The sequence below is a fragment of the Rhodococcus sp. G6(2025) genome (genome assembly GCF_058628105.1).
The window spans coordinates 6,487,990-6,509,285 of the sequence record NZ_CP179750.1; the positions used below are offsets into that span (position 1 = coordinate 6,487,990).

Consider the following 21,296-nt stretch of genomic DNA (forward strand, 5'->3'; position numbering starts at 1 on the left):
ATTCCTCCGCTGGCCGGGAAGATCAACATCCGCATTTGATCATCGCAGGTGGAGGACCCTTCTGGATACCCCTCGGCGACGATTGCGAGCGACCTACGTCGCGGCCACCGCGGCCAGCCACACACCGGAAGCGATCAGGGCGCCGAGCAGTTCGATCAGCATCGACAGCCCGACGGCCTTGCAGGCGTGCCACGTCGACGCCCACGCCCGGTTGTGCGCACGCAGCCGGTAGAGCTCGGCCACATACGTTCCCGCGATGAAACCGAGGAACAACCCCACCACGGGAACGACGAAGAACCCCACGATCCCGGCCAGTCCGCCGACGATCAGCGACCGGCTGGGAACCCCGGCCGTGCGCATCCGTTTACCGGGCCAGGTGTATTTGACGACGCCACTGATTACGAGGAACACCGTTGCGACCGCGAACACCGTCCACGCCGTCGCGCCACCGGTCATGATGGCCCACACCAGGATTGCCGCGAAGATGAGGATCGTTCCGGGCAGGATCGGGATGACGATTCCGACGAGCCCGATGACGATGGCCAGGCCGACGAGGAGTTCGGCGCCCGGACTCACGCGACGGGCTCGACGCGGGAAGCCGCCTCCCGCGCGCGGCTGCGCGCGGTCTCGACGTCCGGCCCCGTGGACACGGCGACGCCCATCCGCCTGCGGACGAAGCTCTCGGGCTTGCCGAACAGGCGGAGGTCCGTCTCAGGGACCGCCATCGCGTCGGCGACGCCCTCGAAGCCGATACCGGTGGCGTCGACGCCGCCGTAGATCACCGCGGACGCACCGGGTGTCGTGAGGGTGGTGTCGACGGGCAGGCCGAGAATGGCGCGGGCATGCAGTTCGAATTCCGAGAGTCGTTGTGTCCGAAGGGTGACCAAGCCCGTGTCGTGCGGTCGCGGACTGACCTCCGAGAAGTAGACGTCGTCGCCCTTCACGAACAGTTCCACACCGAAGATCCCGCGCCCACCCAGCGCTGCGGTCACCTTCTCGGCCACCTCCCGCGACCGGGCGAGTGCCGCGTCGCTCATCGGTTGCGGCTGCCACGACTCCACGTAATCGCCCGAGTCCTGCAGATGCCCGATGGGCTCACAGAAGAAGGTGCCCACCTCGCCGTCGGCGCCGATCGCCCGGACGGTGAGCTGAGTGATCTCGTAGTCGAAGTCGACGAACCCCTCCACGATGACGCGGCCGTAATTGATGCGGCCGCCCGCGAGCGCGTACTCCCAGGCCGTCTCGACTTCGCCGGCGCCGCGCACCGTGGACTGCCCCTTTCCGGACGACGACATCACCGGCTTGATCACGCAGGGAAAGCCGATGCGCTCGGTGGCCGCGCGGACCTCCTCGAGCGATTCGGCGAACTCGTAGGGCGACGTCGGCAGCCCCAGTTCCTCCGCCGCGAGGCGCCGGATCCCCTCACGGTTCATCGTCAGCTGCGTCGCCCGCGCGGTGGGGATGACCACCGCGGTACCGCGCTCCTCGACCGTGGCCAGCGCATCGGTGGCGATCGCCTCGATCTCGGGGACCACGAAGTGGGGGCGTTCCTCCTCGATGAGACGCAACAGCGCCTCCGGGTCGCTCATGTCGATCGTGTGCGCGCGGTGCGCCACCTGGTGGCCCGGCGCGTTGTCGTAGCGGTCGACGGCGATCACCTCGACCCCCAGCCGTTGGAGGGCGATGATCACTTCCTTGCCCAGCTCACCCGACCCGAGCAGCATCACGCGCGTCGCGCCTGCCGTCAGAGGTGTACCGAACCGTACGGGTGCCTGTTCACGCATGGTCACAACTATATGCGGGCACCGTTTCGCGCCGACGCCTACTTCAGCAGTCGCGACATCCGGCGGTCGGCGAGCACCTTGCCTCCGGTCTGACACGTGGCGCAGTACTGAAAAGACTTCTCCGCGAACGACACTTCCCGGACGGTGTCGCCGCAGACGGGACACGGGAGGCCGGTCCGGGCGTGCACCCGCATCCCGGATCGCTTCTCCCCCTTCAGCCGCGCCGCATCCTGGCCGAGCGACCTCTGGACGGCGTCGCTGAGCACCGACCGCATCGCGTCGTACAGCACGTGCACCTGGTCTTCCGGCAGAGTGCGCGACGTGGCGAACGGGGAAATCTTTGCGGTGTGCAGGATTTCGTCGGAGTACGCGTTGCCGACGCCGGCGAGCAGCGACTGGTCGACGAGCGCATTCTTGATCCGCGCCGACGTGGTGGACAGCAGCGCCGCGAACTCGGGTTCGGTGACGGCGAGGGCGTCGGGTCCGAGCCGGGCTATCCCCTCCACCTCCTGCGGGTCGTGCACCACCCACACCGCGAGCCGTTTCTTGGTGCCCGCCTCGGTGAGGTCGAACGCCGGCGTCGCGCCCTCCGGGGTGAAGAAGTGCACCCGCAGCGCCAGCGGACCCTTCCCCGGTTTCGGCGGCGCCGCCGACGGGTTGTCGGTCCAGCGCAACCAGCCCCCACGCGAGAGGTGGGTGACGAGCCACAACCCGGAACAATCGAGTGCGAGGTGCTTGCCGAACCGGGCCGCGCCCGTCACGTCGCGACCCTGCAGGTCGGTGATCGGGGGGTCGAACGTCTTCAGCACGCTCAGGGCCGCCACGTCCACTCGGCCGACGACCGCTCCCACGGCATGTTCACGCAGGAACTCGGCTAACGCCTCCACCTCGGGCAGCTCGGGCATGGTCCCAGGCTAACGGTAGGTGAGCGCCGAAGTGTGCTCCTCCACGCTTTCTCACTCACCTGCGGAGGAGATAGGTGTCCATGATCCAGCCCTTGCGTTCGCGCAATGCGGCGCGCACCCGCTGGATCTCGTCCTCGACGTCGCGCAGGCGACCGGAGATCAGCACCTCGTCGGGTGTGCCGAGGTAGGCACCCCACCAGATCTGGACGTCGTCGCCGGGCACCTGGGTGAACGTGCAGTGGGCGTCGAGCATGACCACGGCGTTGTCGACGCCGTCGGGCAGACCCTCGGCCAGTCGCCTGCCGGTCGTGATGTGCACGGGTTCGCCGATCCGGTTGAGCACGATCCGGTGCTGCGCGGCCAGCGACTGCACGCTGGTGACGCCCGGGATCACCGAGTAGTCGAACGACACGTTGCCGCGGGCGAGCACCCGCTCGACGATCCGCAGCGTGCTGTCGTAGAGAGAGGGGTCACCCCACACGAGGATCGCCCCGACCCCCGGCTCGGACGCGAACTCGGCCTCGAACAGCGCCGCCCGGCGCTCGTGCCAGTCGTCGACCACGCCCTCGTAGTCGGACGGCGTGCGGTCGCGGGGCGGATCGACGATGTCCACGACGCGGTACGCGCCGGCGACGTGCTCCTCGAGGATCGTGGTGCGGAGATCGACGAGGTCCTGCTTCTCGTCGCCCTTGCCGATGACGAAGAACACATCGGCCTTGTTCATCGCCTTGATCGCCTGGACCGTCACCTGGTCGGGGTCGCCGGCACCGACGCCGATCACGAAGAGTTCACGCATGGGCGAAGGCTAGCGCTCGTGCGCCTTTCCGGTTGTTCCAGCTACCGAAAAGGCGCACGGGCGCGGAGCGCCTAAACTGGACGCCGTGACTGTGCCGACCCCGTATGAAGACCTGCTCCGACTCGTCATGGACACGGGCACCCCGAAGGCAGACCGCACCGGGACCGGCACGAAGAGCGTCTTCGGTCATCAGATGCGCTGGAACCTCGCGGACGGGTTTCCGCTGATCACCACGAAGAAGGTGCACCTCAAGTCGATCGTCTACGAACTGTTGTGGTTCCTGCGCGGCGATTCCAACGTGAAGTGGCTCCAGGACAACGGCGTCACGATCTGGGACGAGTGGGCGGACGCGGACGGCGAACTGGGCCCGGTGTACGGCGTGCAGTGGCGCAGCTGGCCGACCCCGTCCGGCGAGCACATCGACCAGATCACCCAGACCATCGAGACGCTGAAGTCGAACCCCGACTCGCGTCGCATCATCGTGTCGGCGTGGAACGTCGGCGACATCCCGCAGATGGCGCTGGCGCCGTGCCATGCGTTCTTCCAGTTCTACGTCGCGGACGGCAAGCTGTCGTGCCAGCTGTACCAGCGCAGCGCCGACCTGTTCCTGGGTGTGCCGTTCAACATCGCGAGCTACGCGCTCCTCACCCACATGGTGGCGCAGCAGGCCGGGCTCGAACCGGGCGATTTCATCTGGACGGGCGGCGACTGCCACATCTACGACAATCACGTCGACCAGGTCACCGAGCAGTTGAGCCGGGAACCGTTGCCGTACCCGACGCTGAAGTTGACCAAGCGGGATTCGATCTTCGACTACACCTTCGAGGACGTGGAGATCGTCGACTACCGGCACCACCCCGCCATCAAGGCGCCGGTGGCCGTCTAGTGGCGGCGCGGCAGGTCAAGCTGGTCTGGGCCCAGGGCGTCGGCGGCGTCATCGGCCTCGACAACACGATCCCGTGGCACGTCCCCGAGGACATGGCGTATTTCAAGAAGGTGACGCAGGGTCACCCGGTGATCATGGGCCGCCGGACGTGGGACTCGCTGCCCCCGAGGTTCCGGCCCCTGCCCGGGCGGCGCAACATCGTGATCAGCCGTCAGCCCGACTGGACTGCGGAGGGTGCCGAGTCCGCCGACGGGCTCGGCTCCGCGCTCGCGCTTACCAACGAGGACGTCTGCGTCATCGGCGGCGCCCAGATCTACACGGCGGCAATGCCGTTCGCCACCCAACTGCTGATCTCCGAGATCGACGTCACGATCGACGGCGACGCCTGGGCACCCCCGATCGACGACTCCTGGCACGCGCAGGACACCGGCGAGTGGCTCACGTCGGCGAAGAACGGCACCCGCTACCGGTGGATCACCTACACGCGAGCATTACCTGCGAGGTAATTGAGAGCATTCGGCTTCGGCGCGAGTCTGAGTGACGTACCCCTTCACCCGTCTCACGTGAGGACCGCCGACATGATCGCCGCACTCGAAACCCGCACCGCTCTCTCACCACTGCGCCTTGCCCTCCGCATCGACGCCGTCGTCACCGGCGCCAACGGCGTCGCCTACCTCGCCGCCGCCACCGTGCTCGACGACGCCCTCGGCCCGACAGCCGGCTTCCTGCGTGCCATCGGCGTCTTCCTGATCGTCTTCACCGCCGGGGTGTGGGCGGTGAGCGTGCCGGCCCGCCCTTCGCCGGCCGCGGTGGACGCCGTCGTCCTCGCGAACGTCTTCTGGGTGGGCGCGAGCGTGGCCCTGGTGCTCACGGAGTGGCAGCACCTCACCACCGTCGGCGTCGTCTGGGTGCTGCTGCAGGCCGTGGTGGTCGGCGCGTTCGCGGCGGCCCAGGGCTGGGCCCTCACCCGGCGCTGAACGACCCCTTTGCCGCCGCACCGTTACCCCATTCGACGGGTGACGGTGCGCGCAGTGGTTCATACTCACCTCATGGACAAGAAGTCACTGACCGCCCTTGCCCGTCAGCAACTGAAGTTGGCAGGCGGGACGTCCAGCGGCCGCAGTTCGCAGACCGTGTACGGCGGGCATCGGCGCAGCCTCCGACAGACCGTCATCGCCTTGGCCGCGGGTCAGAAGATGGCGGAACACGAGAGCCCGGGCGAGGCCACCCTGTTCATTCTCAGCGGCAAACTGAACCTCGTGGCCGGCGAGGACTCGTGGAAGGGTTCCACCGGCGATCTGCTGGTTCTTCCGACCGATCGGCACAGCGTCGAGGCGATCGAGGACGTCGCGTTCCTGCTCACCGTCGCCATGTGAGGGTCGTGCTCGATCGTGGCGTCACGTCGAACAAGGTGCCGCTGCGCTACGACGCCACCGTGTGGAGCATCGTCTTCCCACTCGGCATGTATGCGGTCGCCGGCATCTACCTGGGGCGTGCGGACCATCTTCCACTCGTCGGTATCGTCGGTAGTGCCGAACTGTGGTGTGCATTCACCGTGTGGTGTGTGGCGTTCGTCGTCATGGTGGTGCATCTCTGGCGGTCGGTGGTGCATGTCGGACCGGCAACAGTGAAGACGCAGGAGAACGCGTGACCGAATCCCAGCCCGTGATCGAGGTGTCCGTCGCTGCGGCGCCGTCGGTGGTGTGGCCTGCCCTGCGCGACCCGGAGTTGATCCGGCGCTGGCACGGCTGGGACTACGCCGGCCTGGCCGACGAGATCAGGGAAATTTACTTCGACGACGTGAAAGAGGACGCCGCCGCCTTCACTCTGGCCCTGAACGGCGCCGACAAGTTCAGCCTCCACGACCACGAGGGCACCACCCTGGTGCGGATCACCCGCCCGCCCCGCAGCGGCGACCCCGCCGCCGACGACTGGTACGACGACGTCACCGAGGGCTGGACCACGTTCCTGCAGTTCCTCAAGTTCGGCATCGAGCGGCACGGACTCGACGAGCGTCGCACACTGTTCCTCGAAGGCCCTGTCGCGGAGGGTGATTCGGCGCGGCATCTGCTCGGCCTCGACAAACTCGAGGGAATGACGGTCGGCGATCATTTCACCGTGGTCGCCGAGACGGGCGATCTGCTGCACGGGGTCGTGTGTTTCGTGGGCGAACACCAGACCGCGGTGAGTGTCGACGACCTCGGCCCGGGACTGTTGCAGTTCGGCGAGCAGCCCGTCAACGCGGCACGCCCCAACGGCGGTGCGCAGATCCTGCTGGCGGCCTACGACCTGGACGACGAGGAGTGGGCCGAACTCGAAGAGCGCTGGAGAGAGTGGTGGCAGGCCCGGCCGGGAGCCGAACCTGCCACCTGAGTTCTCGAACGGTCAGGCGAGCACGGTGCCCAGGGTGGGCCACCAGATCGTGCTCTTGACGACGTTCGGCCCCACCTGGTGGTTCAGCGAGCCGTACACCGCCGCCACGACCAGACCGCTGCCGAGCCCGGCGACCGGCGGAGAGGAGACGACCGTGGGAACCGCGACGTTGTTCTGGTCCAGCTTCACGATGCCGCTGGCACCGGTGGCGAAGCTGTAGTAGACGACGTCGAGTTCGGCACCGGTCTGGTCGTTCGCGATGACGCCCGGTCCGCCGAAGAATCCGAAGCGGAACTGGTTGCTCATGTTGGTCGCCACGCCCGCGCCGTACAGCTGTCCGAGGACCGGACCGCCCTGCCCGGTGTCGGAGTACGCGGGGATCTGGAAGATCTGGCCCGGGAGGGCGATGTTCGTTGCCGCGGTGTCGGTCGGCGACGCGGCGAGTCGCTCGAGGGCGGCTTCGGCCTCGGGGTTACCGGCGGCGACGGTGCGCAGCTTCGCGATCGCGGTGGCCGGGTCGACGACGGGGGCGGAATCTGCGGGCTGCGCCGATACGACACCGGTGAACATCATCGTCGCTGCCACTGCAGCGGTCAGACCTGCCGCGACCCGTCGTCCGAAGTGCCGTCGATTCATTCTTCTTCTCCCTCGTCACGTCAATGGGTAAGCATTAGTTCGAATGAGTAAACACTCGAGCCCTTATCGACGCCGCGGTTCGCGGCGTTACGCCGCCCCCGGACCTATGCTGCAGACATGGGAGCGGACGGCGGGCACGAGGCGAGGATCAGTGAGTTTCGGGAGGGGCTCGCCGACGTGGTCCCCACGCGCCGAAGTCTGCAGCGACTGTTCGAGGCGGTCCTCGTGGTCGGTTCGGGACTCGAGCTGGATTCCACCCTGCAACGCATCGTCACTTCGGCCACGTCCCTGCTCGACGCCCGGTACGGCGCGCTCGGTGTCCACGCCCCCGACGGGGGGCTGTCGGAGTTCGTCTACGAGGGCATCACGCCGGAAGAGCGTGCGCACATGGGCCATCTGCCCGAAGGCCTCGGTCTGCTGGGACTGCTGATCCACGACCCCCGCCCGGTGCGCCTCGCCAACCTGGCCGATCACCCCGGGTCGATCGGCTTCCCGCCCGATCATCCACCGATGAAGAGCTTTCTGGGCATGCCGATCATGATGCGGGGCAAGGTTTTCGGGAGCATCTACCTCACCGAGAAACTCAGCGGACCCGAGTTCACCGACGAGGACGAGGTGATCCTGCGCGCGCTCGCGACCTCGGCAGGTGTGGCGGTGGAGAATTCGCGGCTGTTCGAGGAATCGCGGACGCGGGAGCGGTGGTTGACGGCCGTCGCGGCGATCACGTCCCGGCTGATGGTCGGCGGATCACTCGACGAAACACTCCACACACTCGCCGCCGAGGTACGCGAACTGTCCAGCGGCGACGAGGTCTTCATCGTCGTCACGCTCGGCGAGGGCGCGGTGGTCGGCGCGGACAGCACGGTGCGGCCGCTGCGCAACAGCTTCCGAATCGCCACCCAGGCCGAGCCGTTCGCCGAAGTGCTGCGCTCCCGCACTCCCGCACTGCTGACGGGTCTCGACGGTCTCGCACCGTTCTCCGCCGAGGCGGGCCGGGCCGCGGTGCTGCCGTTGTCGACGGCGTCGGGGGTCGGCGGGATCCTGGTGGTCACGGCGCGCGGCAACACCGCGTGGGATCCGGACGAGGTCGCCCGACTCGAATCGGTGGCCGACCTGGCTGCCGTCGCGGTGGAATTCTCCGATCAGCAGAGCAAGCAACGCCTGCTGTCGGTGCTCGCCGACCGCGACCGGATAGCGCGTGACCTGCACGACAACGTCATTCAGCGATTGTTCGCCACCGGCATGAGCCTGCAGAGCACGCACGCGGTCGGGGACGTCCCAGAGGGCGTGCGCTCCATCGTGGCCACCGCGGTCGAGCAACTCGATCGCACGGTGCGCGAGATCCGCACCACCATCTTCGATCTGCAGGCCACCGGGATTGCGTCCGCGACCAGTCTGCGCCGTCGTCTCCTCGACGTGATCGGCGACCTCACCTCCCAGTCACCGATCGCGCCGAACGTCCAGTTCTCGGGCGCCATCGACACTCTCGTGCCCAGCCGCATCCACCAGCACGCGGAGGCGGTGCTGCGGGAAGCCCTGAGCAATGCGCTGCGGCACGCGCGGGCCACCACCATCGACATCTCGGTGGCCGCCGGGGACGACCTCACCGTCACGGTCGCGGACGACGGCATCGGGATCGCCGACGGCGCCCGGCGCAGCGGACTGGACAACCTCGATCGGCGTGCCGAGCACTGCGGCGGCACCTGCACCGTCGACGCCGAGGGCGGCGGAACCGTCGTCACGTGGCGGGTTCCGTTGACGTGAGGAAGAAGTCAGCGCTGGTTGCGTAGTTCGGTGGCCAGCACGGCGGCCTGCGTGCGTCGTTGCATCCCGAGTTTCGACAACAGCCGTGACACATAGTTCTTGATCGTCTTCTCGGCGAGGAAGAGCCGCTCGGCGATCTCCCGGTTGGTGAGCCCCTCGCCGATCAATTCGAACACGGCGCGTTCCTGCTCGGACAGTTCCGCCAGGGGGTCTTCCCGGCGCGCGGACCTGATCCGGTTCATCAGCGCCGACGTCGCCCTGCTGTCGAGCAGCGAACCGCCCTCCCCCACCGTCCGCACGGCGGCGACCAGGTCGGTGCCGAGGATCTGTTTGAGGACGAATCCGGACGCGCCTGCCATGATGGCGTCGAACAGCGCCTCGTCGTCGGAGTACGACGTGAGCATCAGGCACCGCAGTTCGGGCAGGGACGTGCGGAGGTCCCGGCACAGTTCGACGCCGTTGCCGTCGGGCAACCGGACGTCGAGCACGGCGACGTCGGCGCCGCTGCCCGGGATCCGTGCCATCGCCTCGCCGACGGACGCAGCCTCCCCGACGACCTCGAGGTCGGGCACGCTGCCGAGTAGATCGACCAGGCCTCGTCGCACGATCTCGTGGTCGTCGACCAGGAACACCCGCGTGGTCATGTCTGCACCTCCACCGTCTTCTCCTCGAACCGTACCGCGCCGGCGACCGGTGCCCACCCCTCCGGGACCTCTCCCTCGCGCATTCGGGACCTTCGACCCCAGCGCCGGCGCCGCGGTGCGCGGGAGGCTGAGCCTGCGGGGGAACACCCGGACACGACAAGTGGAGGTCGCGATGAACAGCTGGTCGCTCAGTGACATCGAGGTGGTCTCCCGCGCCATCGTCTCGGCCCCGTCGGTCCACGACACCCAGCCGTGGGATCTTCGGCTCGACGGCGGGTGCGCGGAGGTCACGGAGCGTCGCGGTTTCACGGACACACCACGCGCCGACCGCGTGATCTCGTGCGGTGCGGGTGTCGCGAACGTGGAGCTCGCGCTGCGGGCGCTCGGCAAGAAGATCGAGACCGACCTGCTGCCCGATCCGCGCAGACGCGACCTCGTCGCCACCGTTCGGGCCGTGGGCACAGCTACCCCGTCCAGCACCGAGCTGAGGCTGTTCTCCGCGATGGCCCGCCGCCGGAGTCATCGAGAAGCGTTCGCCGACATACCGGTTCCCGCAGAAACCATCGCCGACATCGTCGCCGCGGCGGAGATAGAGGGCGTCCGCGCTCGGCTGCTCGCCGCGGACGAGGCGCCCGCGCTCGCCGACGTCCTTCTCTATTCCGCCGACCGGGTTCGGCAGGATCCCGGCCACCAGCGCGACCTCTTCCCGTGGACGTCGCACTGGCTGCCGCAGGGCGGTCACGAGTCGGTCGACGCGATCCGCCCCGTCGTCACCCGCGGCGTCCCCGACTCGGCACGGCTCGCCGCGGCCATCGAGAGCGAGACCGTCCTCGTGTTCGTATCGGACACGCAGGAGTCGATCGACCTGGTCCGCACCGGAATCGCGGTCGAACGAGCGTGGCTGACCGCCGTCGACGCCCGGCTGGGTGCCTCCATCCTCTCCCACCCGCTTCGCGTCGACGACTCGGCGCACCGGCTGGCACGCCGACTCGACATGCCGGGCCATCCCCAACTGATTCTGCGAATCGGCTACTGGGGCATGCGCAACTTCCGCCGCGGCGAACGCGCCGCGGCCCTCTAACGCACCTCGAAGACCAGCGGGTACCGCGACGCGGCGTCGTCGAGTTCGGGTGCCGGAGCCTCCTTCAGGAAGCGGTCGAACATTCCCGCCACGAGGTCGTTGGTCGTGTCGACCACCTCCTGGCGGGGAGCCGTGCCGAGGCTGAAGCCGGCGGGCACGTCCATTCCGGGAGGATCGGGGATCGCCTGCGGGACGTAGTGCTCGGCGTCGGTGAAGCTGAAGTGCCCGGTGTCCCGGAGTGCGTAGACCTTGCTCCAGGACCGGGGGGTCGCAAAATACTGTCCCCAGAACCTGTCCCGGCCTTCGGGGCTCTCGGCGTGACGCGAGTTGAGCACGCTGAGCAGTGGGGTGCCGGGATCCTGGGAAACGATCGGGCTCGCCGTGTTCGCGTACAGGAGCGCTCCGTCGACATTGACCCCGGCGTCCACCCGCGGATCGTCGAGGAGGACCTGGGTGGTCGTGGCTCCGCCGATCGAGTGACCGAACATCCCGATCCGTTCGGGATCGACGGCCTCGGAGAGGCCGTCCGGCAGCAGCCGGCCGATCCCGTCGGGGTCGTCACCGCGGGAGAGGGATTCGACGGTGTCGACGACGAAACTCGCGTCCTCCACCCGGGTGTCGAGCGCCTTCTTCTGGGTTTCCGCGGAGTACGGGTCGGTGATCTGCGACGTGACGACGCGGCCGTCCGGGAACACCGTCGCGAGGGCCTCACCCGTGTGGTCCATGCCGATCACCACGTAGCCGCGGCTCGCGAGATCCTCGGCGGCGATCGTGTACAGCGTCCGCGGCACATAGAAGCCCGGCGAGAAGAGGATCACGGGAAGCGAGCGGGTTCCGCCCGCGGCGAATCCGGCAGGATAGGTGACCGTCACCGGAATGGATCGCGCACGGCCCGGCGACCACGGATCGTCGCGATCGTGATCCACCAGTTCGAGTGTGCTGACACCGACGTTCGAATCGCTCGCAGGCAGGCGCAGCAGCGTGCCCGTGCCGGCACTCGCCGTCGCCGGCTGGACCGAGGCCACTGCGCCGACAACCACTGCGCCGGCGACCAGTCCCCGGAGCATGAGGGTTGCCTTCACTCGAACCTCCTCTGCGAAGTCGCGCGAAGGCTACCGCACAGTCGTCGTGATCGGGGGCGCTAGCTTTCCGGCCGGACGATCATCACCGGGCAATCCGCGGTGTGGAGCAACGCATTGCTGGTGGAGCCCAGCAGCATTCCCTTGAAGCCACCCCGGCCGCGGCTGCCGACCACGATCAGCTGCGCCTTCTCGGCGAACTCGCTGAGCACCCGCACCGGACGGTCCCGCGCCACGATGCGTTCGACCGTCACGTCGGGATACCGCTCCTGGTATCCGGCGAGGCGCTCCGACAGCACCACCTCTTCACCCGTCTGGATGCTGCTCCACAGCGCGTCCTCCGGGCTGGCGCCGAGCGACGGCTGCACACTGACATCGCTCCACACATTGACCGCGACCAGGCTCGCTCCGCGGGCGGCGGCCTGCTCGAACGCCACTTCCACCGCCGCCTTGCTGCTTTCCGAGCCGTCGACGCCGACCACGATCGGCCCCTCCGTGGGCGGCTGCCCGTCCATGGTGCGCCCCCGCACGACCACCAGCGGGCAATGGCCGTGCGCGGCGACCGCGGAGGTGGTGGAGCCGACCAGCAGACCGGTGAACTCACCGTGCCCCCGCGAACCGAGCACCACCATGTGCGCGTTCGCGGAGAGCTCGATGAGTGTCTGACTCACCTTGCCCTCGTGCTGTTCGGTGGTGATGTCGAGCGGCTCGTCCACCGTCTGCTTGGCATGCACCCGCGCACTGCCCAGCCGGGCCTTCGCCGTGTCCTCGAGTTCTTCCTTGAAACTCTCGGCCAGGTACGGCTCGGTGTAATAGAAGGCAGGAATGTGCACCACTGTCACGATGTGCAGCGGGAGCGACAGGGCGGCGGCGGCGCGAGCGGCCCACGCCACTGCGGCCGAGGCCGCCTCGGATCCGTCCACACCCACGACGATCGGCTTGATTCCAGTCATGGTCACCTTTCCTGATTCTTCCGGCTGGGCACTGCTGGGGTTTGCGGGGCTACCCGCAGATCTTGCGGAGCTTCTCGACCAGCGCGACTCGTCCCGCACGATCCGCGGCGAGCGGGGTGACGGTGAGCGTGGTGACCCCGGACTCGGCGAAGGCGGCCACCCGCTCCGCGACGTAGCTCTCCGGACCGATCAGCGACACGGCCCGCACCAGATCGTCCGGCACCGCGGCGGCGGCCTCGTCCTTCTTGCCCGACAGGTAGAGGTCCTGGATGGTCTCGGCTTCCTTCTCGTAGCCGTACCGGACCGCGAGGTCGTTGTAGAAATTCTTGCCCTTCGCGCCCATGCCGCCGATGTACAGCGCCAGGCCCGGGCGGACCCAGTCGAGCATGTGCTCGACGTCGTCGCCGATGGCGAGGGCGGGCGACGCGAAGACCTGCAGCTCACCGAGGCTGGGGTCGCGCTTCGCCTTGCCCTTGGCCAGGGGCTCGCCCCACACGCTCGCCGCCTTCTCCGGGTGGTAGAAGATGGGTTCCCAGCCTTCGGCGATCTCGGCGGTCAGCTCCACGTTCTTCGGTCCGAGCGAGGCGATGACGATCGGGATGCGATCACGCACAGGGTGGTTGATGATCTTCAGCGGCTTGCCCAGCCCGGTGCCCTTCTCGGCGGGCAGCGGAATCTGGTAGTACTTGCCCTGGAACTCGACCTTCTCGCGGCGCCACACCTTGCGGCAGATCTCGACGACCTCGCGGGTGCGCCCGACCGGGGCGTCGTACTTGACGCCGTGAAAGCCCTCGATCACCTGCGGGCCGGAGGCGCCGAGGCCCATCACGAAGCGTCCGTCCGACACGAAGTCGAGGCCGGCCGCCGTCATGGCGGTCAGGCTGGGCGTGCGGGTGTAGATCTGGAAGATGCCCGACGCGAGTTCGAGTGTCGTGGTCTTGGCGGCGAGATAGCCGATCTGGCTCACCGCGTCGAACGAGTAGGCCTCGGGCACGAACGCGATGTCGAGCCCGGCTTTCTCCAGGTCGGCGACCTCGTCGACCGTCTCGGCGAAACCGCCGCTGTAGTTCAAGCCCATACCTATGCGCACGTCGTTCCCCAATCCTGGCGTTATCTGCAACCTGTTCCTGCGTCAACCCAGACACTACTGCGAACAATCGCGTCAGGGACGTGCAGGCCTCACGACGACTACCGGGCAATGCGCACCACCGACCAGGCTGTTACTGGTCGATCCGAGCAGCATCCCCTTGAATCCTCCGCGCCCCCGGCTGCCGACCACCAGCAGTTGCGCCTTCCTCGACCACTCGAGCAGTCGCGCCCGCGGATTGTCGATGTACACCTCCCGGGTGACCCGCACGTCGGGGTACTTCTCCTGCCAGCCGGCGAGGCTCTCGGCGAGAACGGCGTGTTCGTCCTCCTCGAGTCCCTGCGGCACCAGGGCCGCGGCCCGCGGGTCCTCGAACGCTTTCGGTCCGAGGTCACTCCAGACGTGGACGGCCACCAACGGCGCATTCCGCAGCGACGCCTCCTGGAAAGCCACCGAGATCGCCCGCTCACTGGTGGGGCTGCCGTCGACGCCGACCACGACGGGCCCTCCGGCGTGGGCGTCGCCGCGGACCACGACGACCGGGCAGTGCGCGTGGCTGGTGACGTTGATCGCCGTGTTCCCGAGCAGTGCGGTGGCGGCCGCTCCGGACCCGGACGCGCCGACGACCACGATCCGGGCGTTCTCGGACAGGTCGACGAGCCACTGGGCACTGCTGCCGATCGACAGTTCGGTGTGGACGTCGATGATGGGATTGACCGCGAACGCCTGCTCCTGCGCTTCGGCGAGAATCGCCTTGCCGCTGGCCTCCACCCACTCGTACACGCCGCCCGAATCCATGTAGGGACCGCCGAACCCGTACGGGGCGAAGTCGAGTGCGTGGATGATCTTCAGGTTCAGTCCACGTTCGGTGGCCAGTTCGGCGGCCACCCGAACAGCGGACTTCGAGGTGTCCGATCCGTCGACACCGACGACGACGCTGTTGCGGTCCCGTGTGCTCATGACTTCACACTATCCCCGGCCTCCGTTTCGCGTCTGCCGCCCTTCGCCTTTCGACGAGGGACTTAAGTCCCCACCAACTCGGGCTCTCCGCCCGTAGCCGCGGGCCCCGACTTCGACGATGATGAGAAGGTGGGGTCCTGTGCCCTATTCGAATTTTGCTGGGCCACTGCACTTTCCGAGCAGATTCCGCTGGAGCGACGTCGGTCACAAATTTGGTATTCGGAATGCGAATTAAAGTACGTTCGGGTCATGCAACTCACACAGTTCACCGACCTCGGACTGCGGGTGGTCATGCGACTGGCCGTCGCCGGGGAGGGCGAACGACCGGGAAGCCGGGCGATCGCCGAGGAACTGTCGGTGTCGTACACCCACGCCGCCAAGGTCATTACCCGGCTGGGTGAACTCGGCATCGTGGACGCACGCCGGGGACGCGCGGGCGGTCTGGCCATCACCGAACTCGGGCGCACCGCCTCCGTCGGCTGGCTCGCCCGCCGACTCGAAGGCGATGCGGAGGTCGTCGACTGCGACGGCGCCCAACCGTGCCCGCTGCGATCGGGCTGCCTGCTGCGGTCGGCGCTGCGACGCGCGCAGAACGCGTTCTTCGAGTCGCTGGACGCCCTCACCATCGAAGACCTCACCCGGTCCCCCACCGGAACCGTGCTGCTCACCCTCCCACGCGTAGCCGCCGCCACAACTTCCCAGATTTCTCGAACGATCGGAGAATGACATGCTCTCGCCCACCTCGACGGACGTCATCCGCGCCACCCTGCCCGTGGTCGGCGCCGCGATCTCGGACATTACGACGCTGTTCTACCGCAAGCTGTTCGACGCGCACCCCGAACTCGAACGTGACCTGTTCAACCGCGGAAATCAGAAGCAGGGCGAACAGCAGAAAGCGCTGGCCGGGGCCATCGCCGCGTTCGCGGCCCTCCAACTCGAGCCCGATCAGGCGCGCGTCGACCTCATCCTGTCGAGGATCGCGAACAAGCACGCCTCACTGGGGATCGAGCCCGCGCAGTACGCGATCGTGCACACCCACCTGTTCGCGGCCATCGTCGAGGTCCTCGGTGACGCCGTCACTCCCGAGGTCGCTGCGGCCTGGGACGAGGTGTACTGGCTGATGGCGGAGACGCTGATCGCGATGGAGGCCGGCCTCTACGCCTCGGCGGGAGTGACGGTCGGCGACGTGTGGCGGGACGTGCGGGTCCGCGAGCGCCGCCACGAGTCCGCCGACACGGTGTCGTTCGTGCTGACGTCCCTCGACGGCTCGCCGCTTCCGTCGTTCGCTCCGGGGCAGTACCTGTCCGTGGCGGTGCACCTGCCGGACGGCGCGCGCCAGATCCGCCAGTACAGCCTGTCGTCGGCCCCGTCGCGCGGTGACTGGAGGATCTCGGTGAAGCGAGCGGGCGAGGTGTCGAACTTCCTGTACCAGAACGTCTTCGAAGACGACATCGTGACGGTGTCGACGCCGTTCGGCGATCTCGTCCTGCAGGACGACGACGCGCCGCTGCTGCTCGTGTCCGCGGGCATCGGGTGCACGCCGATGATCGGGATGCTCAGCCACCTCGCCGACACCGAGGACAGCCGACCGATCTCGGTGCTCCACGCCGACCGGTCCGCCAGCAGTCACGCGCACCGCGCGGAACTGACCGAACTGGTGGAACGTCTGCCGTTCGCGGTGATGCACCGCTGGTACGAAGACCTGGGCGCCCGCCGGCCCGAGGGCAGCCTGCGGGAGGGCCGCGCGGACCTCGGCGAGGTCGCGATCGCGCCCGGCACTCGCGCCTACCTGTGCGGTCCGTTGCCGTTCATGCTCGGAATGCGGGAGGCGCTCCTCGCGAAGGACGTGCCCGCCGAGAACATCCACTACGAGGTGTTCGGCCCCGACAGTTGGTCGGCCACCGTGTGAGAGCCACGGCGGCTTCGTTCACACCGGCCAGGTGTGGACGGGGCTGCCCTCACGCATGTTCTCCACGTACTGACGCAACATGGCGGCCAGGGCTTCCGGGCGGCTCAGACCGGCGTTCTCGTGCCGGACCACCTGCGCACGCTGCCACGACGCCCCCGTCTGCCGGGTGACGCACCGGCCCTCGATGACGCTGAGGTAGCGATCGCGGGCCTTCGCGGACAGCCCGAACGCGGCGAGCCCCTCGTCGGCGATCGGCAGCAGCCGCCGCAGGACGAGCTCGTCGGCGCCCGCGAACCCCACACCGGGCCAGTACAACTCGGCGTCCATACCGTACTTCGCGCCCGCGTGCAGGTTCTCCTCGGCCGCGTTGAACGACATCTGCGACCAGACGGGCCGGTCCGATTCGACGAGCCCGCGCAGCGCGCCGTAGTAGAACGCGGCGTTCGCCATCGTGTCGAGCACCGTCGGGCCCGCGGGCAGCACCCGGTTCTCGATCCGCAGGTGCGGCTTGCCGTCGTCGCTGTCGTACACCGGGCGGTTCCATCGGTAGATGGTGCCGTTGTGCATCTGCAGTTCGCTGAGGTCCGGTACCCGGCCCGCGTCGAGTTCGGCCGACGGGTCGACGTCGGAGACCTCCGGCAGCAGCGCCGGGAAGTATCGGGAGTTCTCCTCGAACAGGTCGAAGACCGACGTGATCCATCGTTCGCCGAACCACACACGCGGCCGCACGCCCTGGTTCTTCAGCTCCAGCGGCCGCGTGTCGGTGGCCTGCTCGAAGATCGGGATGCGCGATTCGTGCCACAGCGCCTTGCCTGCCATGAACGGTGCATTCGCGGCGAGGGCCACCTGGGCACCGGCCAGGCACTGCGCGGCGTTCCAGTGCGCGGCGAATTCGTCCGGCGCGACGCGCAGGTGCAGCTGCAGCGACGTGCACGCGGCTTCCGGGAGCACCGAATTGGCGTCCACCTTCAGCTGTTCGGCGAGCCGGCCCTCGAGCGGCACACCCTCGAGGTCGAGTTCGATGTCCTCCCCGCGCGCGGCGAAGATCTGATCGTTGAGCTGCTCGTAGCGGGGATTCGCGGTGATCCACTCGCGGCCGAGGTGCTCGAGTTGCAGCGTCGGGAGCATTCCCACCATCACCAGCTGGGCGTCGTGCCCGTGGATCCGCGCGTCGGCGACGTGCAGCGATGCCCGCAGGGTGCGTTCGAGCTCGAACGTCCCCTCACCGATCAGGGGACCCGGCCGGACGTTCATCTCGACGTTGAACTGACCGAGTTCGGTCTGGAACACGGCGTCGTCGTCGATCGACTCGAGGACTGCGAGATTGGACATCGCCGGCGTCATGTCGGCATGGACGAGATTGAACTCGATCTCCATGCCCAGCATGGGCCTCGGCGGGTCGACCTCGTCGACGAACGCTCCCTCCCGCAGCATCCTCTCGAGCGCGTCGACGCACATGAGCACCTTCTGCCGGAACAGGCGCCGGTCTTCTCGGGTGAATGTCCGAGACGTCACTTCGCGACCCATACCACTCCCCAACTGCGCGTCGAACTGCGCTCACGGGGGAGCATATCCGTTCATCCCGCGCGAAGGCGGGATGGCGGGCTAACCTCGAACCAGACGCTGGTGAGCGGAAGGACTTGAGATGACGCCTGATACCGACTCCAAGAAGAAACCAGAGTTCTCCGTGGGCACGCGCGTGAAAACGCGGCATTCGGCCGATCACGAACTGGCCGAGAAGAAGTGGCCCCTGGAGGCCGGCGTCATCGTCGACGATTTCGCCGGCGTCCAGGACATCAGCAACGATTCGTACGGCCGCGACTGGGCCGTCTCACGCCGCTGGGCGATCGCCCTCGACAGCGGACCACTCGTGTTCCGCAACGACGACGACCTCGAGCCGGAATAGGCCCTTACGCGTTGGCGCCTGCGTCGCCCCAGGTGACGGCCACGCCGCGGTCCTGCAGCCAGCGCCCCGGATCGACCTTGTTACCGCTCGCGTCGTGTACCTCGAAGTGCAGGTGCGGTCCGGTGGACTGACCGCGGTTACCGACGTGGGCGATCTCCTGCCCGGCGGTGACGCGCTGCCCCACGCTCACGGTGTAGTCGTTGACGTGTCCGTAGACGGTGACGGTGCCGTCGTCGTGCAGCAGACGCACCCACAGTCCGAAACCGGACGCCGCGCCGGCGTCGATGACCTGACCGTCGGCCGCCGCGAGCACCGAGGTGCCGATGGGCGCCGCGATGTCGATGCCGCCGTGGTGTGCTCCCCAGCGGGAACCGAAGTTGGAGGTCAGCTTGCCCGACACCGGCTGAACCGCGTGCGGCTTGACCGGGTTGACGGACGACAGCCACTGCTGCGCCTGAGCGCCGAGGTCCGGGCCGCCGAGGTTCTGGGCGGCGGCACCGAGGTCTGCGGGCAGTTCGAAGCCGGCGGGAAGGACACCGGCCGGGATCTCGAACGGCACACCCGGCAGCGTCTGCGCGCCGCTCGTCTCGTGGGAGTCGACGGGGGCGGCAGCAGCGTTTCCGGCGCCCAGCTGGGCTGCGCCGACCACGATGGCTCCGGTGGCGGCCGCAACAGTCGCGGCCTTGATGCCCACACCCGCTCCGGTCTGCTGGTTGCGATGGCGTCCGCGCGCCGCGTCCGGATCGATCTCGAAGCGAACGGAAGACCCGTTTGCCCGGTGGTGGGAACCCACAGTAAATACCTCGTCAGTCGTCGGATTGCAGCTCTCCCCGTCCGGGGTGGGCTCCTCTGTCTGGCGACGAATGTAACAAAACGATATAGGTCCGCGCCACCGTTACCGAACGTTTATGTTCGGCGGTCCTCGAGTTCTGCCTTGAATGCGGCGTAGCGGGCGCGGTGCGGGGCGCGCCGGCGGATCACCGCCCACGCGATCCCGAGCACGACGAACCATACCGGGGTGACGAGGAGCGCCTCCAGGGTGTCCGCCTCCTGGGTCAACGCCCAGATGAGGAACACGAAGAACGCCAGGACGACCCAGCACATCACCACACCGCCGGGCATCTTGAACTTCGACGCCTCGTGCAGTTCGGGCCGCCGCTTCCGGTACACGATGTAGCTGGCCAGGATCATCGTCCACACGAACATGAACAGCACCGATGAGATTGTCGTCACAGTCGTGAACGCCTCGATGACGGAGTCGCCGGAGAACAGCAGCGCGATCGCCGACAGCAGGAAGGCGCACGAGAACATCAGCGCATTGGCCGGGACCTTGCGGGAGGAGAGCCTGCCGAGCCGGCCCGGCGCGTCACCCTCCTGCGCGAGGCCGTAGACCATCCGGGACGTCGAATAGATTCCCGAGTTCGCCGAGGACGCCGCGGACGTCAGCACCACGAACTGGATGACTCCGGCCGCGATCCCCAGACCGGCGAGGGTGAACATCGCCGTGAACGGGCTCTCGCCGGGGACGACCTCACGCCATGGCGTGACCGAGATGATCACGATCAGCGAGACCACGTAGAACAGCAGGATGCGGATGGGGATGGAGTTGATGGCCTTCGGCAGGTTCTTCTCCGGGTCCTTCGCCTCGGCCGCGGTGGTGCCGACGAGCTCGATACCGACGAACGCAAAGACCGCGATCTGGAATCCGGCCACGAAGCCCATCGCCCCGGTCGGGAACATGCCGCCGTCGTTCCACAGGTTGTCGAAGCCGGCCTCCGAACCGTTGGGCGACGTGAAGTGCGTGAACACCATCACGAGTCCGACGACGATGAGGCTGACGATGGCGATGATCTTGATCAGCGCGAACCAGAACTCGGTCTCACCGAACGCCCGCACGGTCGGCAGGTTCAGCAGCAGCAGCGCCGCGATGGCGACCAGCGCCGGGATCCACAACTGGAGGTCGGGCCACCAGTACTGCACGTAACCGGAGATCGCGACGATGTCGGCGATGCCGGTGACGATCCAGCAGAACCAGTACGTCCACCCGGTGAAGAACCCGGCCCAGGGGCCGAGCAGGTCGGCGGTGAAGTCGGAGAACGACTTGTAATGCAGGTTGGAGAGCAGCAGCTCGCCCATCGCCCGCATCACGAAGAACAGCATGAAGCCGATGATCATGTAGACGAAGATCACCGACGGTCCGGCCAGCGAGATCGTCTTCCCGGATCCCATGAAGAGACCCGTGCCGATTGCTCCGCCGATCGCGATCAGCTGGATGTGCCGGTTGGCGAGCTGCCTGGAGAGATGCGGCTCACCGGCCGGTCCCGTCCCTGAGCCATCACCCGGTTCCGATCCGATCGAGCCCGTCGAGGAAGTGCGGTCAGCCATGGAACACCTGCAACCCTTCTCAGTCCTTGCTGTCACCGTCCGAAAGCGTGGGTCACGTTACGCCGGGACCGTTCGCGCACCACGGTCGAGGACGGCATTCCGCATCGAGGGACTTGACAGAGGCCGAGTAGCTAAGGCTAACCTCAGT

The 21,296-nt window shown here is 67.7% G+C and carries 24 protein-coding genes; 11 read left to right on the top strand and 13 right to left on the bottom strand.

The features are described from left to right. Positions 1–93 precede the first annotated feature (93 nt). The 4 genes from ACLIVD_RS30045 to cobF are packed head-to-tail and all read right to left on the bottom strand — an operon-like array spanning position 94 to position 3,485. Entirely contained in the window at positions 94–576 is a 483-nt protein-coding gene (locus ACLIVD_RS30045; RefSeq protein WP_283336339.1) for a DUF456 domain-containing protein, read from the bottom strand. Further along, positions 573–1,784: a formate-dependent phosphoribosylglycinamide formyltransferase gene (gene purT, locus ACLIVD_RS30050; protein WP_491931101.1), complete on the bottom strand. Its 1,212-nt coding sequence runs from the start codon at positions 1,782–1,784 to the stop codon at positions 573–575. Before purT ends, ACLIVD_RS30045 begins: the two co-directional genes overlap by 4 nt. Before the next feature lie 38 nt (positions 1,785–1,822). Beyond that, on the bottom strand, positions 1,823–2,689 hold the full coding sequence (locus ACLIVD_RS30055; protein WP_005251638.1) for an Fpg/Nei family DNA glycosylase: 867 nt from the start codon (positions 2,687–2,689) through the stop codon (positions 1,823–1,825). Positions 2,690–2,744: 55 nt separating this feature from the next. Next, positions 2,745–3,485: a precorrin-6A synthase (deacetylating) gene (gene cobF, locus ACLIVD_RS30060; protein WP_283336335.1), complete on the bottom strand. Its 741-nt coding sequence runs from the start codon at positions 3,483–3,485 to the stop codon at positions 2,745–2,747. An 85-nt stretch (positions 3,486–3,570) separates the two neighbouring features. Between cobF and ACLIVD_RS30065 the strand changes: the two genes are divergently transcribed. The 6 genes from ACLIVD_RS30065 (at position 3,571) to ACLIVD_RS30090 (ending at position 6,744) form a co-directional block, all read left to right on the top strand. Then, positions 3,571–4,371 carry a thymidylate synthase gene (locus ACLIVD_RS30065; protein ID WP_283336334.1) on the top strand — a complete coding sequence of 267 codons (801 nt, stop codon included), beginning with the start codon at positions 3,571–3,573 and terminating at the stop codon, positions 4,369–4,371. Continuing rightward, positions 4,371–4,877 carry a dihydrofolate reductase gene (locus tag ACLIVD_RS30070; RefSeq protein ID WP_491931103.1) on the top strand — a complete coding sequence of 169 codons (507 nt, stop codon included), beginning with the start codon at positions 4,371–4,373 and terminating at the stop codon, positions 4,875–4,877. Before ACLIVD_RS30065 ends, ACLIVD_RS30070 begins: the two co-directional genes overlap by 1 nt. Positions 4,878–4,949: 72 nt before the next feature. After that, a complete protein-coding gene (locus tag ACLIVD_RS30075; RefSeq protein WP_491931104.1) occupies positions 4,950–5,348 on the top strand; it encodes a hypothetical protein in 399 nt (132 codons plus the stop codon). Between the two features lie 72 nt (positions 5,349–5,420). Further along, positions 5,421–5,747 carry a cupin domain-containing protein gene (locus ACLIVD_RS30080; protein WP_087559051.1) on the top strand — a complete coding sequence of 109 codons (327 nt, stop codon included), beginning with the start codon at positions 5,421–5,423 and terminating at the stop codon, positions 5,745–5,747. 5 nt (positions 5,748–5,752) lie between these two features. Beyond that, positions 5,753–6,022 (top strand): SLAC1 family transporter, encoded by a 270-nt coding sequence (locus ACLIVD_RS30085; protein WP_491931105.1) that lies wholly within the window; start codon positions 5,753–5,755, stop codon positions 6,020–6,022. Further along, positions 6,019–6,744: an SRPBCC family protein gene (locus ACLIVD_RS30090; protein WP_491931106.1), complete on the top strand. Its 726-nt coding sequence runs from the start codon at positions 6,019–6,021 to the stop codon at positions 6,742–6,744. The genes ACLIVD_RS30085 and ACLIVD_RS30090 overlap by 4 nt, the downstream gene beginning before the upstream one ends. A gap of 12 nt (positions 6,745–6,756) precedes the next feature. On the opposite strand, the gene ACLIVD_RS30095 is transcribed toward ACLIVD_RS30090, so the two are convergent. Continuing rightward, a complete protein-coding gene (locus ACLIVD_RS30095; RefSeq protein ID WP_009474921.1) occupies positions 6,757–7,380 on the bottom strand; it encodes a hypothetical protein in 624 nt (207 codons plus the stop codon). A gap of 117 nt (positions 7,381–7,497) precedes the next feature. Between ACLIVD_RS30095 and ACLIVD_RS30100 the strand changes: the two genes are divergently transcribed. Continuing rightward, positions 7,498–9,144, top strand: a complete 1,647-nt coding sequence (locus tag ACLIVD_RS30100) for a sensor histidine kinase (protein ID WP_283353283.1) — start codon at positions 7,498–7,500, stop codon at positions 9,142–9,144. 8 nt (positions 9,145–9,152) lie between these two features. On the opposite strand, the gene ACLIVD_RS30105 is transcribed toward ACLIVD_RS30100, so the two are convergent. Continuing rightward, positions 9,153–9,788 (bottom strand): response regulator transcription factor, encoded by a 636-nt coding sequence (locus ACLIVD_RS30105; RefSeq protein ID WP_283336329.1) that lies wholly within the window; start codon positions 9,786–9,788, stop codon positions 9,153–9,155. Between the two features lie 172 nt (positions 9,789–9,960). Between ACLIVD_RS30105 and ACLIVD_RS30110 the strand changes: the two genes are divergently transcribed. Beyond that, the gene (locus ACLIVD_RS30110; RefSeq protein ID WP_283353282.1) at positions 9,961–10,869 is read left to right on the top strand and encodes a nitroreductase family protein; all 909 of its coding nucleotides are present in this window, start codon (positions 9,961–9,963) and stop codon (positions 10,867–10,869) included. Here ACLIVD_RS30110 and ACLIVD_RS30115 read toward each other — a convergent pair. The 4 genes from ACLIVD_RS30115 to ACLIVD_RS30130 all read right to left on the bottom strand — a co-directional run bounded on the left by ACLIVD_RS30115 (position 10,866) and on the right by ACLIVD_RS30130 (position 14,948). Then, the gene (locus ACLIVD_RS30115; protein ID WP_477951520.1) at positions 10,866–11,951 is read right to left on the bottom strand and encodes an alpha/beta hydrolase family protein; all 1,086 of its coding nucleotides are present in this window, start codon (positions 11,949–11,951) and stop codon (positions 10,866–10,868) included. The genes ACLIVD_RS30110 and ACLIVD_RS30115 overlap by 4 nt on opposite strands. Positions 11,952–12,010: 59 nt before the next feature. Then, the gene (locus tag ACLIVD_RS30120; RefSeq protein ID WP_283336324.1) at positions 12,011–12,901 is read right to left on the bottom strand and encodes a universal stress protein; all 891 of its coding nucleotides are present in this window, start codon (positions 12,899–12,901) and stop codon (positions 12,011–12,013) included. Between the two features lie 49 nt (positions 12,902–12,950). Beyond that, positions 12,951–13,991 (bottom strand): LLM class F420-dependent oxidoreductase, encoded by a 1,041-nt coding sequence (locus tag ACLIVD_RS30125; RefSeq protein ID WP_491931107.1) that lies wholly within the window; start codon positions 13,989–13,991, stop codon positions 12,951–12,953. 72 nt (positions 13,992–14,063) lie between these two features. Beyond that, a complete protein-coding gene (locus tag ACLIVD_RS30130; RefSeq protein WP_271212723.1) occupies positions 14,064–14,948 on the bottom strand; it encodes a universal stress protein in 885 nt (294 codons plus the stop codon). Positions 14,949–15,197: 249 nt separating this feature from the next. Here ACLIVD_RS30130 and ACLIVD_RS30135 point away from each other — a divergent pair, with 249 nt between their 5' ends. Both ACLIVD_RS30135 and ACLIVD_RS30140 read left to right on the top strand, forming a co-directional pair. Continuing rightward, positions 15,198–15,674: an RrF2 family transcriptional regulator gene (locus ACLIVD_RS30135; RefSeq protein WP_280780360.1), complete on the top strand. Its 477-nt coding sequence runs from the start codon at positions 15,198–15,200 to the stop codon at positions 15,672–15,674. Between the two features lies 1 nt (position 15,675). Continuing rightward, entirely contained in the window at positions 15,676–16,857 is a 1,182-nt protein-coding gene (locus ACLIVD_RS30140; RefSeq protein WP_283336320.1) for a globin domain-containing protein, read from the top strand. A gap of 18 nt (positions 16,858–16,875) precedes the next feature. On the opposite strand, the gene ACLIVD_RS30145 is transcribed toward ACLIVD_RS30140, so the two are convergent. Continuing rightward, positions 16,876–18,384 (bottom strand): glutamate-cysteine ligase family protein, encoded by a 1,509-nt coding sequence (locus ACLIVD_RS30145; RefSeq protein WP_005254223.1) that lies wholly within the window; start codon positions 18,382–18,384, stop codon positions 16,876–16,878. A 118-nt stretch (positions 18,385–18,502) separates the two neighbouring features. Between ACLIVD_RS30145 and ACLIVD_RS30150 the strand changes: the two genes are divergently transcribed. Beyond that, positions 18,503–18,763, top strand: a complete 261-nt coding sequence (locus ACLIVD_RS30150; protein ID WP_005251602.1) for a hypothetical protein — start codon at positions 18,503–18,505, stop codon at positions 18,761–18,763. A gap of 4 nt (positions 18,764–18,767) precedes the next feature. Here the strand turns inward: ACLIVD_RS30150 and ACLIVD_RS30155 are convergent, their stop codons facing one another. Both ACLIVD_RS30155 and cycA read right to left on the bottom strand, forming a co-directional pair. Beyond that, positions 18,768–19,556: a M23 family metallopeptidase gene (locus ACLIVD_RS30155; protein WP_283336319.1), complete on the bottom strand. Its 789-nt coding sequence runs from the start codon at positions 19,554–19,556 to the stop codon at positions 18,768–18,770. 113 nt (positions 19,557–19,669) lie between these two features. Further along, positions 19,670–21,148, bottom strand: a complete 1,479-nt coding sequence (cycA, locus tag ACLIVD_RS30160) for a D-serine/D-alanine/glycine transporter (RefSeq protein ID WP_283336318.1) — start codon at positions 21,146–21,148, stop codon at positions 19,670–19,672. Positions 21,149–21,296 lie beyond the last annotated feature (148 nt).

Bases quoted from the DNA above. Each gene is read 5' to 3' on its own strand.
- cycA (WP_283336318.1), bottom strand. From the start codon at position 21,148: ATGGCTGACCGCACTTCCTCGACGGGCTCGATCGGATCGGAACCGGGT.
- ACLIVD_RS30135 (WP_280780360.1), top strand. From the start codon at position 15,198: ATGCAACTCACACAGTTCACCGACCTCGGACTGCGGGTGGTCATGCGA.
- ACLIVD_RS30080 (WP_087559051.1), top strand. From the start codon at position 5,421: ATGGACAAGAAGTCACTGACCGCCCTTGCCCGTCAGCAACTGAAGTTG.
- ACLIVD_RS30130 (WP_271212723.1), bottom strand. From the start codon at position 14,948: ATGAGCACACGGGACCGCAACAGCGTCGTCGTCGGTGTCGACGGATCG.
- ACLIVD_RS30055 (WP_005251638.1), bottom strand. From the start codon at position 2,689: ATGCCCGAGCTGCCCGAGGTGGAGGCGTTAGCCGAGTTCCTGCGTGAA.
- ACLIVD_RS30100 (WP_283353283.1), top strand. From the start codon at position 7,498: ATGGGAGCGGACGGCGGGCACGAGGCGAGGATCAGTGAGTTTCGGGAG.
- ACLIVD_RS30120 (WP_283336324.1), bottom strand. From the start codon at position 12,901: ATGACTGGAATCAAGCCGATCGTCGTGGGTGTGGACGGATCCGAGGCG.
- ACLIVD_RS30145 (WP_005254223.1), bottom strand. From the start codon at position 18,384: ATGGGTCGCGAAGTGACGTCTCGGACATTCACCCGAGAAGACCGGCGC.
- ACLIVD_RS30110 (WP_283353282.1), top strand. From the start codon at position 9,961: ATGAACAGCTGGTCGCTCAGTGACATCGAGGTGGTCTCCCGCGCCATC.
- ACLIVD_RS30150 (WP_005251602.1), top strand. From the start codon at position 18,503: ATGACGCCTGATACCGACTCCAAGAAGAAACCAGAGTTCTCCGTGGGC.
- ACLIVD_RS30095 (WP_009474921.1), bottom strand. From the start codon at position 7,380: ATGAATCGACGGCACTTCGGACGACGGGTCGCGGCAGGTCTGACCGCT.
- ACLIVD_RS30105 (WP_283336329.1), bottom strand. From the start codon at position 9,788: ATGACCACGCGGGTGTTCCTGGTCGACGACCACGAGATCGTGCGACGA.
- ACLIVD_RS30140 (WP_283336320.1), top strand. From the start codon at position 15,676: ATGCTCTCGCCCACCTCGACGGACGTCATCCGCGCCACCCTGCCCGTG.
- purT (WP_491931101.1), bottom strand. From the start codon at position 1,784: ATGCGTGAACAGGCACCCGTACGGTTCGGTACACCTCTGACGGCAGGC.
- cobF (WP_283336335.1), bottom strand. From the start codon at position 3,485: ATGCGTGAACTCTTCGTGATCGGCGTCGGTGCCGGCGACCCCGACCAG.
- ACLIVD_RS30075 (WP_491931104.1), top strand. From the start codon at position 4,950: ATGATCGCCGCACTCGAAACCCGCACCGCTCTCTCACCACTGCGCCTT.